Genomic DNA, 15,906 nt, shown 5'->3' on the forward strand with positions numbered 1-15,906 from the left:
ATGCTCAGAAAAAATTACTTAGCGTACATCGCATTAATTTCACGATCATACTTAGAGTAAATCTTCTTACGGCGCAGCTTCATCGTGGGGGTAATTAACCCTGATTCCATTGAAAATGCTTCAGGCAGTAAGGTGAATTTTTTAATTTTTTCAAAGCCTGCTAATTCATGTTGTAGCTCTTTTAAACGTTGTTCAAAGTGCTCAACAACTTGGCTGTGGCGCAATAATTCCATTGGGTTTTCAAACTTAATCTCATGCTCTTTTGCCCAAGATTCTAGTGACTCGAACGCGGGTACAATAAGCGCTGATACATAGTTACGTGCGTCAGCCACAATCGCGACTTGTTCAATGAACGGGCAACAACTGACTTTACCTTCAACACGCTGCGGCGCAATGTATTTACCATTTGATGTTTTCATCAACTCTTTGATGCGATCGGTAATATATAGATTACCTTCGGCATCTAACATGCCTGCATCGCCGGTTTTTAACCAGCCATCTTCGAATGCTTCAGCCGTATCTTCTGGACGATTGTAATAACCACGCATCACCGTTTCGCCGCGAACTAAAATCTCATTATTGCTGCCAATTTTCACTTCCATCGCATGTAATGGCTTACCGTTAGAACCCGATACTCGGTTATCTAAGGTATTACAGGTGACAGTTGCACAAGTTTCAGTCATACCGTAACCACACAAGATTGGTACGCCAATACTATGGAAGAAACCACCAACATTCACATCTAATGCCGCGCCGCCAACAGGCATAAACTTAAGGCGGCCACCTAATACATTTTGTAATTTGCTGAATACCAGCTTGTTGGCTAATTTCCACTGCAATGATAAACGTGTGCTTGGTCGTTTGCGCCCTTGAGTCACTTCAAATTGACGCGAACCCACACCAATAGCCCAATTAAATAGCTTCTGGCGGATCGCTGGTGCTGTACTGACTTTGTCATGCACGGCGCTATACACTTTTTCTAAAAAGCGTGGCACCACACATAATGTATGTGGCCGTACTTCAGCAATAGCTTCTTTAACGCGATTAGTATCATTTAAATACACGTTATGGCCACCACGACAAAGTACGTAGAAACTCCAACCTCGCTCAAATACATGGCTTAATGGTAAAAATGCTAACGATACATCACCTGGTTTAAAGGCAATTTCAGCATCGTGCTGTTCAACCATAGATGCAATATTGCGGTAATCCAACATGACACCTTTAGGGTCGCCAGTGGTACCGGAGGTATAAATAAGGGTCAGTAAGTCATCTAGACTGGTTTGCGATAAACGTAAGGTTAACTCAGCTTCACTTGCAGGCGTTGTCTCTGCAATAAGTAAGTCATCAAAATGGAAATGCTCGTCTGATGCTAATTTTACTTTACTATCAAACACGATAATGTGTTCGACACTTGGACACTGGGCTTGAATTTTACAGGCTGTTGCATACTGACTGTCATCACCAGCAAAAATAATTTTGGCACGGGCATCATTAACAATAAACACCGCTTGTTCCATTGGGCTTGTCGGATAAACAGGCACAACAACGGTACGGGCTTTTAATGCGCCAATATCTGCACAGCTCCATTGCGGGCTGTTCTGCGCAACAATGACCACTTTATCTTGTACTTGAAGACCAAAGTCGATTAAAAGCTTTGCGACTTTACTCGTAATAGTATCGAACTTACTCCAAGAAACTTTGTTCCATGGGGCGGCCATCTCAAATCCTTCGAGTGCGACATTATCTGTTAATGACTGGCTTTGCTGCTGCAGCAATCTTACGATATGAAATTTTTCAAGAGACATGGCTAATTACCTTTAAGCTTACAAGTGTTCCGCTTTTTGCATTCTACTTTAACGAATAAGGAAAAATAAGATTTTTTAATCTAAATTGGTATCAATTCACACTTTAAGGCCGATTATTACATTTTGGTAACACCATTTTTCCATAATTTGTCTTTACTTATAACCAGTAAAGCTGCCATTAACACCAGTAACCCTATATCGCCCCAGTAATATATGGCATTAATAGCGCCTTGATCTCGTAATTGCACTAATGAGTTAGATAACCATAAGGCTTGAATCGCTACCATGGCCATAGATAAGCTAACTTGCCACACTGAGCGACTCATCGCACCTAAAGCCAGAGCAATCCCGCTTGACCAGATCACACTCACAACCAAGTGTACGCCGACTGCTATCGATATTTGTGGATTAAACATTGCCGCTATCATCGTCAAAAAGCTCATTAAAAGCGTAATACAGGCAAGTAAGCGTAATTGAGATTTGAAAAACTGATTGAGCAAGTCTTGTTTCCCGTTAAAGCTCGGTAATACAAATAAGCTTTCCGCAGCTCGCCAACGCTGAACACGTGTCCAATGCACTAGCGAGCATAGAACTAACAACATCTGAGATACGATCATTAACATCGGCGCATCTAGCGTAAAGTAGGCAGCTGCGAGTAAACCTATCACGCCCAGTACAGGAATCGCTATCAATAGTGCCGCGAGCATTGGCCCAATGAAGTAACTGGCAGGATAAAAATACTGATTCAACTTAACTAGCGGTAATGATTGACTGAATTTAGGCAGTACTAACCAACCCGTTTCAAGCCCATTAAGATACACAGATCGAGCATCATCTGACCAAGTCAACTCTCGAGTCTGCTTGATGATTAGCGCAATAAGGATTATTGGTAGTAAAAAACTAGTGCTATTTATTTGCTTGGGCAACAACAATTCTAGCTCAGTTAATAATGGCAGACTGAAGAAAAGCACCACACAGTAGTTGAAGCATTTAGGATTTTTCATGCAGGTATAAATCAGACCTAAACCGATGGCGAGTATGTACCAAATGCTGCTAACAAAGGGTTGTTGAGCCCAAACTAAAATGACGGAGCAAACAACAAGGCAGGCAGAAAATAGCGTTGTAGATTGAATATAAACCAGCCTACGATAGTAAGGCGTTAATACTGCGGCCTCATTGGCGGCTAGCTTGATCAGCTGCCAAGCAATTGCAGTGCACACTGACAGAATACTCATTCCGATGAGCAAATAAAGCGACTCTACTTTTTCAGGGCGGACAGTCACACTTACTACAGCCAAACATAGACCTAATAAACCAGTAAGAAGAAAGCTTACGCTACCAACATCCTTACACCATTGGTGATAAAAGCCTTTAAACGGATTAACTGACGTAATATTTGATCTGCTCATCGATGTAATTCCATGAACAATTGATCCAAGTTAAGCGCCAAGCTATTTTTCGCGCCAGCTATTTCCACCTGTTCTATATTATCCACCAGCGCAGTATGTTGATTGCGATTAAGCACTTTTATACTGCCAGGCAACACGGCATCTGCATTAAGTTGCACCAGCTTCACTTCTTCACGTAAAGCATCGATTTCTTTAAATAGCACTAGCTCGCCTTGCTTTATTAGCGCCACATGGCTGGCAACCCGCTCAATATCAGAGGTAATATGCGATGAAAATAGCACTGCAGAGCCAGACTCTAATGCCAGCTCGAATAAGTCCGACATGAATTGGCGGCGCACAATGGGATCTAAACTGGCAACGGGTTCATCAAGAACAAGTAATTGCGGGCGATAAGCCATGGCCATGATTAACGCCAATGATTGACGTTGACCGACAGATAAGCGTTGTACTTGTTGTTTCGCTTCTAGCCCAAAGCGCGTTAACCAGTCTGTTTCCAGCTGTTTATCCCAATCAGGATAAAAACTGCTGTGCAATTCAAGGGCACTTTTAACTGAAAAACCTTCATAACCAAATGGCTGCTGCGGTACATAACCAATTTTTTCTTTGGCTTTAGTGCTGAGATTAAGCGCGGGCTCACCTAATGTTGTCACGCTACCAGCATCAACATCTAAAATACCTAAAGCACTGCGCATTAGCGTAGATTTACCAGCGCCATTTTGGCCCAATAATCCCACGACCATGCCTGCTGATAAACTAAAGCTAAGCTGCTTTAATACCGTTTTATCATCAAATGATTTACTGACTTGATTAAATTCAAGAATCACTTCTGAGCTAGTATCCATTAACTCGTTCCTTGTTATCTGCTGACTCAATATGACCAGCTATATTATTGTTATTTCGTTACTGCTGGTCGTAGGGTTTATTTTATTCGTGAATGGCTTAAAGATTACTTATCCCACTCTTTTGCAAGTAATTGTTGGACTTCTTCCAAGCTAATTCCCAGCTGTTTTGCTTGGCTGATCAAATCGCTGGTTTGAGGTGCTAATAGCTGCAAGCTAGAAGTCGTTGGTGAATCCTGCTTTTGCGCAACCCGCGTTGGCTGACCGCGGCGACGCTCTAGCCAACCTTGCTCAACTAATTGCTGAATGGCACGTGATACTGTCATTGGGTTGACAGCAAGGTGCTCTGCCATCTGCCTAACAGAAGGTAGCACTTGCTCTACTTGTAGCTGCCCACCCACAATCAAACGCACAATTTGTTCATGCAATTGTCGATAAATAGGTTCGCCACTACTGGGGTTGACTTTTATTAGCTCTAGCATTAGCCTTTACTTACTGTATTAATACATTGATACACCGATACACTCATGTTAAGTTAACACAATCATCGTGAAATGCAAAAAGGAAAGATGTTATGAACATCAGAGAATCACTGTCACAAGGAGAGTTTGACATGGTCAGCCAGCCCATAAAGGCAGCGAGAAAAAAACGTTCTTCATTATTACTGTCGGCATTAAACCTCAGTATTAGTCTCAGTATCGGTATAAGTGCTTATGGATTTTTAAGTAGCACAGCATTAGCCGACGACAGTCAAAGTGAGATTGCAGCACCTAATAACGCTATTTTATCAAGTTGCTACCTCGATGGTTTATCAGAGCAAATGCAATGTGGTTCACTTGAGCTACCTGAAAACCCAGCCATGCCGAATGGTAAAACCATCTCGATACATTACGCGGTATTACCCGCGATAAAACCTAGCTTTCAAAAACAAGCCATGTTCGCCATTGCTGGCGGCCCAGGTCAATCAGCCATTGAGAATGCCGCAGGCTTTAACCGTGTGCTAGCGAAAGTGCGCCAAGATAGAGATATCTTACTGGTTGATCAACGCGGAACTGGCCAGTCAAATATTCTAGCTTGTGAAGATGACACCATGTCGGCGCTGTCTTTTAATGATGACAATATGGATATCACCAAAGACACCCAAGTTTGTCTCGATGCCATTGATGCTGATGTTAGCCAGTATGGCAGTTTAACCGCACTAACCGATTTTGAAGCTGTTCGTCAGCACCTAGGTTATGAAAAACTGCACATTTATGGGGTATCTTACGGTACCCGTATGGCACAGCTTTATATGCGTGAATACCCGCAAGCGATAGCCACTGTCACCCTCGATGGCGTGGTGCCAATGCAGCAAAGTGTTATCGCTATTGGTAGTGCCATTGACCGTGGTTACGATTTATTATTTAAAGACTGCCAGCAAAACAGTCAATGTCAGCAGCAGTTCCCCGAGTTAAAGCAAGAATTTGAACAGATGGACTCAGCCTTAGCGCAAGCACCTATCATTACCCAAACCCGTGATCCGCAAAATGATGAGATTGCCAGCTTTACACTCACTCGCGGTAAATATAATGGCGCGATAAGAATGGCGCTATATATGCCAAGTATTCGGGCACTGCTACCCCATGCAATTCATCAAGCGGCACAAGGTAACTATCAGCCTATTCTCGGTATTTTTGCCTTAACCACTGACAGCACAGGCATTGCATTAGGCATGCACGCTTCAGTCGTTTGTGCTGAAGATATCCACCGTATTACTGATGATATGCGCCAGCAAGCGCAAGACTCTTATATGAGCCGTACCATGCTAGAAGGATTAGAAGCGACCTGCAAAGTGTGGTCAATTCCGTCGGTAGATGACAGTTTCAGCGACGCAATTGAAAGTGATATACCAACACTTTTACTATCAGGTGAGTTAGACCCCGCTACACCACCAAGTTGGGGGGATATGGCAACAGAAAAGCTCACCAATGCGAAACATTTTACCTCTCAGTATGCGACTCACGGCGTGGCTTATCAAAGCTGTGGTAATGATCTCATTGCTGATTTAGTAAAATCGGGGTCTGTTGACGATATCGATGGTGAATGTTTAGAAAAAGATACTCGCCGCAGTTTTTACCTCAATGCCAATACTGTTGAAACCATTCCAGCAGGGGAAGAATAATCATGATTACCGTATCTAATCTCTCGAAAAAAATTGGTGACGTTCAAGCACTGGATAATCTTAGTTTCAGTGCTCACGACGGCCATATTACTGGACTTCTTGGTCCAAATGGTGCCGGTAAAACAACCTGTTTACGCACTGTATTTGGCTTACTTGCTGCAGATGAAGGTCATGCTGAAATTGACGGTATTGATGTCGCCAAAGAACCCACTAAAGCCAAGGCACAGTTAGGTTTATTCCCTGATCCATTTGGCCTGTATGAGCGTTTATCACCAAGAGAATATATTAGTTATTTTGCCCAGCTAAGTGGTATGTCAAAAGCTGATGCCAAACAAGCAACTGCCAATGTGATTGCACAACTTAAGTTAGAAGATATTGCCGATAGACGCTGCAAAGGTTTCTCACAAGGTCAACGAATGAAAACGGCATTAGCCCAGGCCATAGTCCACCAGCCAACCAATATTATTTTAGATGAGCCAACACGCGGCTTAGATGTCATGAGTACTCGCCTATTACGTGACATTCTGGTTGAGCTCAAAAAAGCTGGGCACTGTGTGTTGTTCTCAAGTCATGTGATGCAAGAAGTTGCAGCCTTATGTGACCAGGTGATTGTTATGGCAGACGGTAAGGTTGTGGCCACTGGCAGCCCTGAAGAGTTATGCCAACAAACCGGTGAAGACTCACTAGAAGAAGCCTTTATTAAACTCATCGGAACTGACGAAGGGATCGCAGCCTAATGAAAACGATATTTAACCTAATTCAAAAAGAGCTTATCCCGCTCGAAAGTAAAATGCAGCCTGTTAATAACGCTGCTTTTATAAACCTTTATTTCAATACTGACGCAGGGATCGCTATCTAATGAAAACTGTAATAGCCATGGTTCAAAAAGAACTTATTGACGCAATGCGCGACAAACGATCGGTGATGGCGGGATTATACTACGCCATCGGTACGCCTATTTTAATGTGCGGCATGTTCATGGTGCTGATTGGGCAACTTTCTAGCCCAGAAGATTTAAACATTAACATCAGCAATGCTGACAATGCCCCTGACTTAGTACGCTTTTTAAATAATCGCGGTATTAATCATACTAATGATAAAGACACTAAAGAAATTGAATTGGTGATCAGTGATAAATACACTGCGCAAATGGCAGCAGCAAAACCTGCAGAAGTTACCCTGATTGCTGATAACTCCAATGAAAAACTGCAAAAATCAATTCGCCGCGTAGAAATGCAATTACAAGCATATAGCAGTGAAATGGGCAGCTTACGCTTAATTGCTCGCGGTATTAATCCTGCTGTAGTGCAACCAATTAAAGTGGTTGTAGAAGACCAAGCGACACCTGACTCAAAAGGCGGCTTTATACTTGGTATTGCGATTTTCACTATGATTTATTCTGTGTTTATCTCAGGTATGAACCTTGCCATTGATACCAGTGCAGGCGAACGTGAGCGTAACTCACTGGCTTTATTACTCAGCCATCCGATTAGTACTCGCCAGTTGGTCATGGGGAAAATTATCGCGGTAACCTGTTTTGCCTTACTCGGACTAATCTTGATTTTAATCGTCTCTAAATTCGCTTACACCTTCGTACCTTGGCAGGAACTGGGCTTTAGCGTCAACATCTCGCCTGACTTTATGGGACTGATGCTATTTATCGGCATTCCACTCGCCATCATGGCGGCAACACTGCAGCTGTTTGTGTCTTTCATGGCCAAAAGCTTTAAAGAGGCCCAGTCTTATTTAACCATGGTGTTATTTGTACCGCTGGCATTATCCATGGCCGCCAGTTATAACATCGCCCCAGATGTACTTGAGTGGCTTCCGGTTTCAGGCCAGCAGCAAGCGTTAATGGCCTTTATCAAAGGTCGTGAAATTCCAATGTTGCAGTTATTAGCGTCGTCAGCTGCCACCATAGCAATTTCAATCGTATTGGCGCTGGGATTAGAGCGCCTATTGAAAAGCGAGAAGGTGGTCTTTGGTCTGTAATTGAATTTGATAAATCAATAGAGGATGACTGGCTCAAGCATTATCGAGTCAGTCAAACTGAATTTAACTAACGTTGGGGCATCCCAACGATCAAGAAGGAGTTTGGTATGGAACAGGAATATGCGATTTTAACCTTGGTGATTGTCATCACTATTGGTACTACGGCAACAGAGATGTTTAAGCACTATATCAAGTCAAAAAATAGTGCCAATGCCAGTAATAATAACAATGAGATTAACTCATTACGTCAACAAAACAGCGAACTACAACAGCGAGTGGCCACCCTAGAGAAAATCGTCACAGAACCTGATTATGATTTAAAGCAACGTATTGATGCACTGTAATATCTGTTTGATTGAAAGAAGCCAAACAGGCTTAACAGCAAGTATGAGTATTGAATTTTTGTCGATAGGCACGCGGGGTTAAACTGGTTAACTGAATAAATAGCTTTCGAAAAGAGCTGACATCTTCATAACCGACCCGTTCGACAATCTGCTCAATGGCAAGCTCAGTGGTCTCGAGTAACCTTTTAGCTTCATCGACTCGAAGTCGTTGCATGTAACTTGCTGGCGTTTCATTAACGGCTTTTTTAAAACGTCTAATCAGGGTGCGTTTTCCCACAGCAAATTTATCGGCTATATCATCTAATAGCCAATGCTGGTTTATATGCACTTGCATCCACTGCTGCACTTTATGAATTAGCTCATCTTTATGCTGCTCAGGATTAATTGCCATGGTCATAAACGGTTGTTGAGAACAACGGTTTGGATCAATCAACAATATCTTCGACATCTGCTGCGCCATTTGTTCACCAGCAAGAATCGATATTAAGTGCAATGCTAAACTCAAGTTAGAGGTGGTCGCGCCTGCTGTATGTAAATGCCCATCAGATACGACGAGCGAATCCATACATAAGTTCACGTCTTTAAAATTGCGTTCAAACATTTCACTCAACCACCACACCGTCGTCGCACGCTTTTGATTAAGCAGCCCTGATGCCGCTAACAATAATGTGCCAGAACAATAAGCTGCCACTGGTTTTTCTGTTGCAGAAAAAGCTACTAACGGCGCAAACAATGGTTCAAAGTCGGTTAAAAAAGCTTGAAATTCTTCGCGATTAGTCACAAATGCCGACGCTAAAATAACCGCATCTGCCGCTAAAATATCATCAGGGTGATCAAGTCCTTTAGCGGGGATCTCAAAACCTTGATTGGTTTTTACATTTTCACCATCACTTGAGATAACGTGGCAATGGAACAAGTCTTCAGTGACATCGGCATTAATACGACGCCAATAACTATTACAAAAACTAAATACATCTAAAAAACTGACGAGCCCACTCGCTACGACAGTCCCCGCCGTTAAGATATAAACCGTTTTCATAATAGAAACCCCAAGTTTGTCATTTTTAGCCTTATATTTGTCAATAATGACACTTAATAATTTTTTGTCTAGTTTTTATACTAAGTGCTTAGTCTGTGCATCATCGCTAAACAACGCATCCTATGGATTGAGATCAGAACACAAAGCAGTAAGGAAACGAGCAATGAAAAAAACCACATCACATATGGCAATCAGTCTTGGCTATCTCTCAGTAAGTTGGGGATTATTACTTTGGCTTAATTTCAGTACCGAACCGAATATATTCGCCCACCTGATCGCGATACCTAGCTTGGTATTATTTACAGGATACAGTGCAAATTTAATCGTCAGAAAAGGGATATAGCCGATGGATTACAAACATAAAAAAACCAGCCGTAGCTGGTTTGAATTATTTGATCAGAAATAACTGTCTCAATCCACAACTCTAATTTCAATGGCTTTAAGACTTTCCAATAAATTCATAGCTAGAGGAATCAAGCTTTCATCACCATATTGGGAATAGTTCTCCATTGCGCTAGACAGGTCACAATGCAATTTTTTTAGTGATTTATGATCATTACCTGAAAAATCAGTAAACAAAGTACCTTGTAATTGAGTTAACCATCTCTCGTAAGACTTAGGATGCTCTGCAAATGCACGTAAAGTTAATTCTGGATGATTGATTAATGAAACCGCTAATAATGGCGATATTTCACCAGTCATTGCACCATCTCTTTTCGTCCACATAACGATTAGGGTATTTAAGTAAGGAACCAAGCTCAAGTCAGCGTCTTGAGCCAAAACGTTTTCAATTTGAACATAGTTGTTATTGAACCAGTTCAAATTTTCGTCATGCATAGTATCGGCAGAATATACGGGTAAAGAAATAGCAAATAAAGCAGTAAAGAGTAATATCCTTATCATAACTAACTCCCAAACCCATTTTTTATTACAACTTGATTAATGTTTAGCTCTTTAATTTTTTTAAATATTTCATTTGTTGCAATACGACTGCTTGATACATAGTAATGACCTTTCTGATTCACCAATCCCCAAGATAATCCAGGCATAATGCAGCCTTCTGTATTCTCGTGGTAATTGCCAGCATGAATCAAGATTTTTGTTCTGCCTGGAATATTCTTTAATTCATACACATTAAGGTATTTAGGAGAGCTATAGGGGGATATTTTATACGTACCTGTTGATATTCTTTTATCAGAACCTTCAATTGTAGAGTCTGGCCCTCCGGGCTCTAGAACGAACCAAGATTTACTTTCACCATCAATAGAAAGCTTTCCTAACGTAGTCTCTCCAAATTGTTTAATTCTGTTTATACGAAGAATCGACATATTTTAATCCTTTAAAATAATAAACTTTATAATTAATCAGAATTTTACAGCTTTGATTAATCTTGTACATTATCAAAAAGAATGTGCCTAAATAGTTTTCCTCTCTATATAACGATTCTAGTTTTAGCAGAAAATTTAGGATGAGAAACAAAAAATCTCATCCTAAATTTAAAAACTAGAGTTCACAATCCCAAATCTACTTAGCCTTAGGTCTAAATGGCTTAATGACTGACTCATCACATACCAAAAAATGGCCATCCATTAAATCATTAGTCCATAAAGTGTCAATTAAAGCCGATTTTAAACAGGGTTGAAGTAATACAACTTTTCAATGCAGGGGCGTAAATGATCAAACCGCTGACAATTCAACCTATCAGCGGCTTTAGTTAAGTTAGTAACTAAAAATTATGATACAAGCTCAATTGCTTGTTTAGCAGTGGTATACAGTGTCTTGATCATCAAGCCTAAAACCCAACGAATAAACTTCACACTCATGTCTTTCACTTCTTGTACCTTATTACCTGCAAAAACTAACATATGACCGAGTAACCCTCTTAGTTCCTCTGCTATTTCTGCCGATGACTTAACAACAGCACCGTGTAAACAACGGGCTAATATGTCATAAAACTGCAAACCATGGCTTAAAGAGGCTTGGGCGAGAATTACTGCATACTGACCCGTTTTTTTCAAAAGCGTGATTAAAGCATCAGTAATGATTTGCTGCCAGCGCTGAGAAAATGATGCATGGTGACGTTGATCATATTTAAGCACGGTATGCTTATGATGAAGTGTTTTAAGTGCACCATCCATAGCGCTATAGCTTTTATATGCTGCAACTGTATTAATATAACCAGGGGTAGATTTCTCCATCGAATGTGCGCCAACCGAGAAAAAAGATCCACTATTCATTGCAGTTTGGTACTCCCCAACAGTATGACTAAAGGGCCATACAGGAACTGCTGGTACTGGGTCAGCACCGTGTGTAACACGATAATGCTCAATATTAGTAGATGCTTGGTGAACGCATCTCTCAGTGACCACCCTAGGTGCACCAAAGGTATATAGTTTGGTATCTATGCCTTTCTCGCTTGCCCAAAGTGCTGTTAACTGAGCAATTGCTCCGCCTAAGCTGTGACCTACAACATGCAAACAGCTAGGGTTATGCAGTGTTACATAATCATTAAAAGCTGACTGCATACTGCTAAAAGCTTTTTCAAATCCAGAATGCACTTCAAGACTTTTAGGCCCAGCTGTTATGGCGATATTGCCATTGGTTAACCAGTCTGCAAATGAAGTAAACACTGTACCGCGAACACCAATAATATGATGCTCCTTGAATTGTGGCGAAATCCCTTGTGCTGTTAATGCAAAACCAGTACTGCGATTCAATAGTTGATTAATTAAGCCCCCACTAACACCTTTGATTTGACTATTCGATATTTTAAAATTTCTTATAAAATCAAGACTAAAATCATTATTAAAGCTCTCATTTGTTCTAATGTCATATACTCTTGAAGCTACACTTGCAGCAATACTTGGTGAAATAGTGTTACTCATAATTCGACTTCCTTGCCAGTAAAACGATCCGTTAATTTATTAAAATCCCCATCTTCAACAATATATTGGCTCTCTCCATCATAAATTAATATAGGAGTATAATCCTCTCTCCAACGGCATATGCTGGACGCCATGTGATCAAGATGTTCATTATTGGTATTTTTAAACTGAAAAGTCACTCGCTTATCCGCTAAATCACAAGCCATGGATAATAGCTTTTTAGAAAACTCTGGTACCTCGGTGATACCAATATGAGTTGCTACCCATAATGGAAGTAACTCACCATTGGGTTCTATAGTAATATGTTGCGACACCCTATCTTCAGAAAAAAGCCTATTAGGTATCGATGAGCGAATGGTTTTTTTAGGAAAATAAAAATGACCTTTAATATCAGTCACTGCAACATCAATATGATCTTTTCCATCGATATACATTAATGAACGCGTCACTTCTAAATTAGCACTGGGTTTACCATTTTCAGTAATGACGCCTTTAACTTCAGAGCTTAAAAAGACTTCCTTTTTTTTAAACCAACCAAACATATCAACTCCATGACTTAAATTTGGGTAAGTAAATACACAACAAACAAGCAGTATGAAACGAGTACGCGAAAGTAATCTGCGTTTTTTCATTAGCAATCCTTGCTGAAGAACATTTAGATTAAATTAGTTAGATATTGGCTGACAATTTTACACTTTTACTCTGGAATTTCTATTATCAAATAGAATGGGTTCTAGCTAACTAGTTACTATTTCGGATATAAAAAAGCGCATTGCAGGCTGACATCCCACAATACGCTTATAAGGTTAGAAATCGAAATAACCTGAACTCGGCTTAAAATTATTTTGCTTTCGGTCTAAATGGCTTAATGACTGACTCATCACATTCTAAGAATGGGCCATCCATTAAATCAATACAGTAAGGGATCGCTGGGAATACTGCATCTAAGCATTCACGAATTGACTTAGGCTTGCCTGGTAAATTAACAATCAGTGAATCACCGCGTAAACCTGCTGTTTGACGAGACAAAATAGCCGTTGGTACAAACTTTAATGACTCAGCGCGCATTAGCTCACCAAAACCTGGCATCATTCTATCGCACACCGCTTCTGTGGCTTCAGGAGTAACATCACGCTTAGCAGGGCCGGTACCACCAGTGGTCACAATCAAACTGCAATTTTGCTCATCGGCCATTTTTATCAAGGTGGCTTCAATCACATCTTGCTCATCAGGGATAACTTTATAAACAGGTTCCCATTCAGAGGTTAAGTACTCATTTAGTACAGCAATGATGGCCTTACCTGATAAATCTTCGTACACACCTGCACTGGCACGATCACTTACAGTAACAATACCGATTTTAGCTTTAGTCATGACTGGGTCCTTAAACTTGATCACATAAACAATAACGACTTAGATGAGGCTAAAATAACATAATTTATCTGCCATAGCGGAGAGATTGATCAACAGATAGCGAAACGGTGTTAAATACGACTAGCAAACCAGTATCGCGGTTTCCAATAAACATTATCCATACTGGAAATAATCACCCCTTTTTTGGTCGATACATGTAAAAAGCGATTACCAGACAAATACACCCCAACATGACGTCCACTGCCCGTGGTTTTAAAAAACACTAAATCACCACTTTGTAAGTCACTTTTAGCAATGCGAATACCTAAGCTTGTTTGACCTTGCACAGTTCTTGGAATACTGGGCCCCACGAGATCTTGATAAGCCACATACACCAAACCAGAACAATCTAAGCCTTTTTTGGTTAATCCGCCTAATCGATATGGTGTACCCTGCCACTGCTGGTGAAATTGCAGTAAACGAGCTTCATTCCATCGTTGAGCATCAGTCATTACGCTATACCCATCGACAGCAATGCCATTGCCAGCAGTTTGCTCAATACGAGCAGAACAACCACTCATAATCAGCCCAACTAATGCTATGACGCATATTTTGTACAAAAGCCCCCCCTTATGATTTATACAACGCCTTATCTGCCACTATCTAGCTCTGCCATCTATGCATTGAAGCGTTATTTGGCTATCGAAAAAAGTGTCATTCATTAAAACACCGATGCCCAACAAAGCTGACTATAAAACTAACATACAGAACCATAACGCCACTAAATAACAACAGCTTAGTGACAATAATAATAACTTTAGACTCTTCTAACTGAAGAGAATGAAAAATCAGTCTTACCAATATCACATAGTACCTCTTTATGGGTATTTGTGTGATTTAAGCACCTTTTAGCTCTTACTTAGTATGCTAACGTAAATATCCTGACTGGCTCACTTGGTAAAACCCATGCAAAAGCAACTATCAAGACTAGATTATTTTACGTTAAAAGTACTGATCGGCTTATTCGAATTTAAAAATGGCTCCGTTGTGGCAAAAAAGCTTAATAGCACTCAGCCTAAAATTAGTCGAGCACTAAGCAATATACGTGAAATTATCAATAATGAGTTATTTGTCAGACAACAATACGGCCTGCAACCTAACGCCATGGCAAAGCGCCTGTACCCTTTAGCGAAAGCCATCATTGCCGCTTACGATGAAATGGCCCAGGTTGCAAACAGGCAGCCATTGCAGCAGAAAGTGCTACATATCGCTGCGCCAGAGCATATGTCGAGCTTTATTCTTGATGCCATTGAACAGGTTAATCAAGACTTAGGCATATCTAGAACCGTTGACATCCACCCCTGGGCTGACAACGTTGAACAATATATTGCCCAAGGTAAAATTGATTACGCTTTTGGCACTCGTACTCGTCAGCAGGAAAATGTCCAAATTAGCACGTTAGCTGAGGTGAAATATTGGTTTTTAGCCGTTAAAAAGAACCACCCTATTTTGAAAAATGAAATCACCATGGAGGCCATTTTTAATCACAAACTGGTATTAACCAATAATGGTCCCATTGCAGACTTGAATGACCTTTTTGAACTTTGCGCGCAAAAAGTTAACCAGAAACCCGAGGTAAGCTTAATGACTTCAAGCCTATTTATGGCATTTGAAAAAGTGGTAAATTCTAATGATATTTGCTTGGCATCAACGATATTTCCCTACTTTATCGGTGAAAAACGCGATGATATTGAACTGGTTGATATAACTGACTTTTATAATAAAAATATTAAGTTCATGCATGAATGGAAAGTACCACTACATTCATTGCAATACCATGATTCCCATGAGCAAGAGTTCACAGATGCGTTAACTCAGGTGATGACAACGAACCTAGCTGAATATCAGGCTTGCTATGAAAATACCCAGCTGCAGTAGTGAGCTTGTTTACCCTGCTCTGGCGCGATAAACAAGCTAAACCGCCATCCCGGCCGCCACACCAGACGACCAAGCCCATTGAAAGTTGAACCCTCCGAGCCAACCACTGACGTCCATCACTTCACCAATAAAGTACAA

17 protein-coding genes are annotated in these 15,906 nt (G+C 40.8%); 5 read left to right on the plus strand and 12 right to left on the minus strand.

Annotation, left to right across the window (positions count from 1 at the left end; genetic code table 11):
• Nucleotides 1-14: 14 nt before the first annotated feature.
• From Q4591_RS10535 to Q4591_RS10550, 4 genes are all read right to left on the minus strand, one after another.
• Nucleotides 15-1,808, minus strand: coding sequence for a long-chain fatty acid--CoA ligase (locus Q4591_RS10535; RefSeq protein ID WP_303460985.1), 1,794 nt, complete (start codon nt 1,806-1,808; stop codon nt 15-17).
• Between the two features lie 116 nt (nt 1,809-1,924).
• Nucleotides 1,925-3,217 carry a hypothetical protein gene (locus Q4591_RS10540; RefSeq protein WP_303460987.1) on the minus strand — a complete coding sequence of 431 codons (1,293 nt, stop codon included), beginning with the start codon at nt 3,215-3,217 and terminating at the stop codon, nt 1,925-1,927.
• On the minus strand, nt 3,214-4,059 hold the full coding sequence (locus tag Q4591_RS10545; protein ID WP_303460990.1) for an ABC transporter ATP-binding protein: 846 nt from the start codon (nt 4,057-4,059) through the stop codon (nt 3,214-3,216). The genes Q4591_RS10540 and Q4591_RS10545 overlap by 4 nt, the downstream gene beginning before the upstream one ends.
• A 104-nt stretch (nt 4,060-4,163) precedes the next feature.
• Nucleotides 4,164-4,538, minus strand: a complete 375-nt coding sequence (locus Q4591_RS10550; RefSeq protein WP_102531645.1) for a GntR family transcriptional regulator — start codon at nt 4,536-4,538, stop codon at nt 4,164-4,166.
• Between the two features lie 131 nt (nt 4,539-4,669).
• On the opposite strand from Q4591_RS10550, the gene Q4591_RS10555 reads away from it, so the two are divergent.
• The 4 genes from Q4591_RS10555 to Q4591_RS10570 all read left to right on the plus strand — a co-directional run bounded on the left by Q4591_RS10555 (nt 4,670) and on the right by Q4591_RS10570 (nt 8,553).
• Nucleotides 4,670-6,217, plus strand: a complete 1,548-nt coding sequence (locus Q4591_RS10555) for an alpha/beta hydrolase (RefSeq protein ID WP_303461020.1) — start codon at nt 4,670-4,672, stop codon at nt 6,215-6,217.
• Between the two features lie 2 nt (nt 6,218-6,219).
• Nucleotides 6,220-6,954: an ATP-binding cassette domain-containing protein gene (locus Q4591_RS10560; RefSeq protein WP_303460994.1), complete on the plus strand. Its 735-nt coding sequence runs from the start codon at nt 6,220-6,222 to the stop codon at nt 6,952-6,954.
• 121 nt (nt 6,955-7,075) lie between these two features.
• Nucleotides 7,076-8,209 carry an ABC transporter permease gene (locus Q4591_RS10565; protein WP_303460996.1) on the plus strand — a complete coding sequence of 378 codons (1,134 nt, stop codon included), beginning with the start codon at nt 7,076-7,078 and terminating at the stop codon, nt 8,207-8,209.
• A gap of 107 nt (nt 8,210-8,316) precedes the next feature.
• Nucleotides 8,317-8,553, plus strand: coding sequence for a hypothetical protein (locus Q4591_RS10570; RefSeq protein WP_303460998.1), 237 nt, complete (start codon nt 8,317-8,319; stop codon nt 8,551-8,553).
• Between the two features lie 31 nt (nt 8,554-8,584).
• Here the strand turns inward: Q4591_RS10570 and Q4591_RS10575 are convergent, their stop codons facing one another.
• The 7 genes from Q4591_RS10575 to Q4591_RS10605 all read right to left on the minus strand — a co-directional run bounded on the left by Q4591_RS10575 (nt 8,585) and on the right by Q4591_RS10605 (nt 14,450).
• Nucleotides 8,585-9,592: a GlxA family transcriptional regulator gene (locus tag Q4591_RS10575; RefSeq protein WP_303461000.1), complete on the minus strand. Its 1,008-nt coding sequence runs from the start codon at nt 9,590-9,592 to the stop codon at nt 8,585-8,587.
• 411 nt (nt 9,593-10,003) lie between these two features.
• Complete coding sequence (locus Q4591_RS10580; protein WP_303461002.1) at nt 10,004-10,495, minus strand: hypothetical protein; 492 nt, start codon at nt 10,493-10,495, stop codon at nt 10,004-10,006.
• A 2-nt stretch (nt 10,496-10,497) separates the two neighbouring features.
• Nucleotides 10,498-10,920 carry a DUF5675 family protein gene (locus Q4591_RS10585; protein WP_303461004.1) on the minus strand — a complete coding sequence of 141 codons (423 nt, stop codon included), beginning with the start codon at nt 10,918-10,920 and terminating at the stop codon, nt 10,498-10,500.
• 405 nt (nt 10,921-11,325) lie between these two features.
• Nucleotides 11,326-12,477, minus strand: coding sequence for a lipase family protein (locus Q4591_RS10590; RefSeq protein WP_303461005.1), 1,152 nt, complete (start codon nt 12,475-12,477; stop codon nt 11,326-11,328).
• Nucleotides 12,474-13,109: a DUF6795 domain-containing protein gene (locus Q4591_RS10595; RefSeq protein ID WP_303461007.1), complete on the minus strand. Its 636-nt coding sequence runs from the start codon at nt 13,107-13,109 to the stop codon at nt 12,474-12,476. Before Q4591_RS10595 ends, Q4591_RS10590 begins: the two co-directional genes overlap by 4 nt.
• A 208-nt stretch (nt 13,110-13,317) precedes the next feature.
• Nucleotides 13,318-13,851 (minus strand): molybdopterin adenylyltransferase, encoded by a 534-nt coding sequence (gene mog / locus Q4591_RS10600; RefSeq protein WP_303461009.1) that lies wholly within the window; start codon nt 13,849-13,851, stop codon nt 13,318-13,320.
• A 110-nt stretch (nt 13,852-13,961) separates the two neighbouring features.
• A complete protein-coding gene (locus tag Q4591_RS10605; protein ID WP_303461011.1) occupies nt 13,962-14,450 on the minus strand; it encodes a C40 family peptidase in 489 nt (162 codons plus the stop codon).
• Between the two features lie 346 nt (nt 14,451-14,796).
• On the opposite strand from Q4591_RS10605, the gene Q4591_RS10610 reads away from it, so the two are divergent.
• Nucleotides 14,797-15,768 carry a LysR family transcriptional regulator gene (locus Q4591_RS10610; RefSeq protein WP_303461013.1) on the plus strand — a complete coding sequence of 324 codons (972 nt, stop codon included), beginning with the start codon at nt 14,797-14,799 and terminating at the stop codon, nt 15,766-15,768.
• Between the two features lie 36 nt (nt 15,769-15,804).
• Here the strand turns inward: Q4591_RS10610 and Q4591_RS10615 are convergent.
• On the minus strand, nt 15,805-15,906 hold a 102-nt coding region (locus tag Q4591_RS10615), incomplete at its 5' end, for an NAD(P)/FAD-dependent oxidoreductase (protein ID WP_303461022.1).

Source organism: Shewanella sp. 3_MG-2023 (assembly GCF_030548765.1).
In the GTDB taxonomy this organism is placed as follows: Bacteria; Pseudomonadota; Gammaproteobacteria; order Enterobacterales; family Shewanellaceae; genus Shewanella.

Excerpts from the sequence above, each read along its gene's own strand:
- Q4591_RS10565 (WP_303460996.1), top strand. The coding sequence starts at position 7,076 with ATGAAAACTGTAATAGCCATGGTTCAAAAAGAACTTATTGACGCAATG.
- Q4591_RS10570 (WP_303460998.1), top strand. The coding sequence starts at position 8,317 with ATGGAACAGGAATATGCGATTTTAACCTTGGTGATTGTCATCACTATT.
- Q4591_RS10595 (WP_303461007.1), bottom strand. The coding sequence starts at position 13,109 with ATGAAAAAACGCAGATTACTTTCGCGTACTCGTTTCATACTGCTTGTT.
- Q4591_RS10585 (WP_303461004.1), bottom strand. The coding sequence starts at position 10,920 with ATGTCGATTCTTCGTATAAACAGAATTAAACAATTTGGAGAGACTACG.
- Q4591_RS10540 (WP_303460987.1), bottom strand. The coding sequence starts at position 3,217 with ATGAGCAGATCAAATATTACGTCAGTTAATCCGTTTAAAGGCTTTTAT.
- mog (WP_303461009.1), bottom strand. The coding sequence starts at position 13,851 with ATGACTAAAGCTAAAATCGGTATTGTTACTGTAAGTGATCGTGCCAGT.
- Q4591_RS10560 (WP_303460994.1), top strand. The coding sequence starts at position 6,220 with ATGATTACCGTATCTAATCTCTCGAAAAAAATTGGTGACGTTCAAGCA.
- Q4591_RS10575 (WP_303461000.1), bottom strand. The coding sequence starts at position 9,592 with ATGAAAACGGTTTATATCTTAACGGCGGGGACTGTCGTAGCGAGTGGG.
- Q4591_RS10610 (WP_303461013.1), top strand. The coding sequence starts at position 14,797 with ATGCAAAAGCAACTATCAAGACTAGATTATTTTACGTTAAAAGTACTG.
- Q4591_RS10550 (WP_102531645.1), bottom strand. The coding sequence starts at position 4,538 with ATGCTAGAGCTAATAAAAGTCAACCCCAGTAGTGGCGAACCTATTTAT.
- Q4591_RS10545 (WP_303460990.1), bottom strand. The coding sequence starts at position 4,059 with ATGGATACTAGCTCAGAAGTGATTCTTGAATTTAATCAAGTCAGTAAA.
- Q4591_RS10555 (WP_303461020.1), top strand. The coding sequence starts at position 4,670 with ATGGTCAGCCAGCCCATAAAGGCAGCGAGAAAAAAACGTTCTTCATTA.
- Q4591_RS10580 (WP_303461002.1), bottom strand. The coding sequence starts at position 10,495 with ATGATAAGGATATTACTCTTTACTGCTTTATTTGCTATTTCTTTACCC.
- Q4591_RS10535 (WP_303460985.1), bottom strand. The coding sequence starts at position 1,808 with ATGTCTCTTGAAAAATTTCATATCGTAAGATTGCTGCAGCAGCAAAGC.
- Q4591_RS10590 (WP_303461005.1), bottom strand. The coding sequence starts at position 12,477 with ATGAGTAACACTATTTCACCAAGTATTGCTGCAAGTGTAGCTTCAAGA.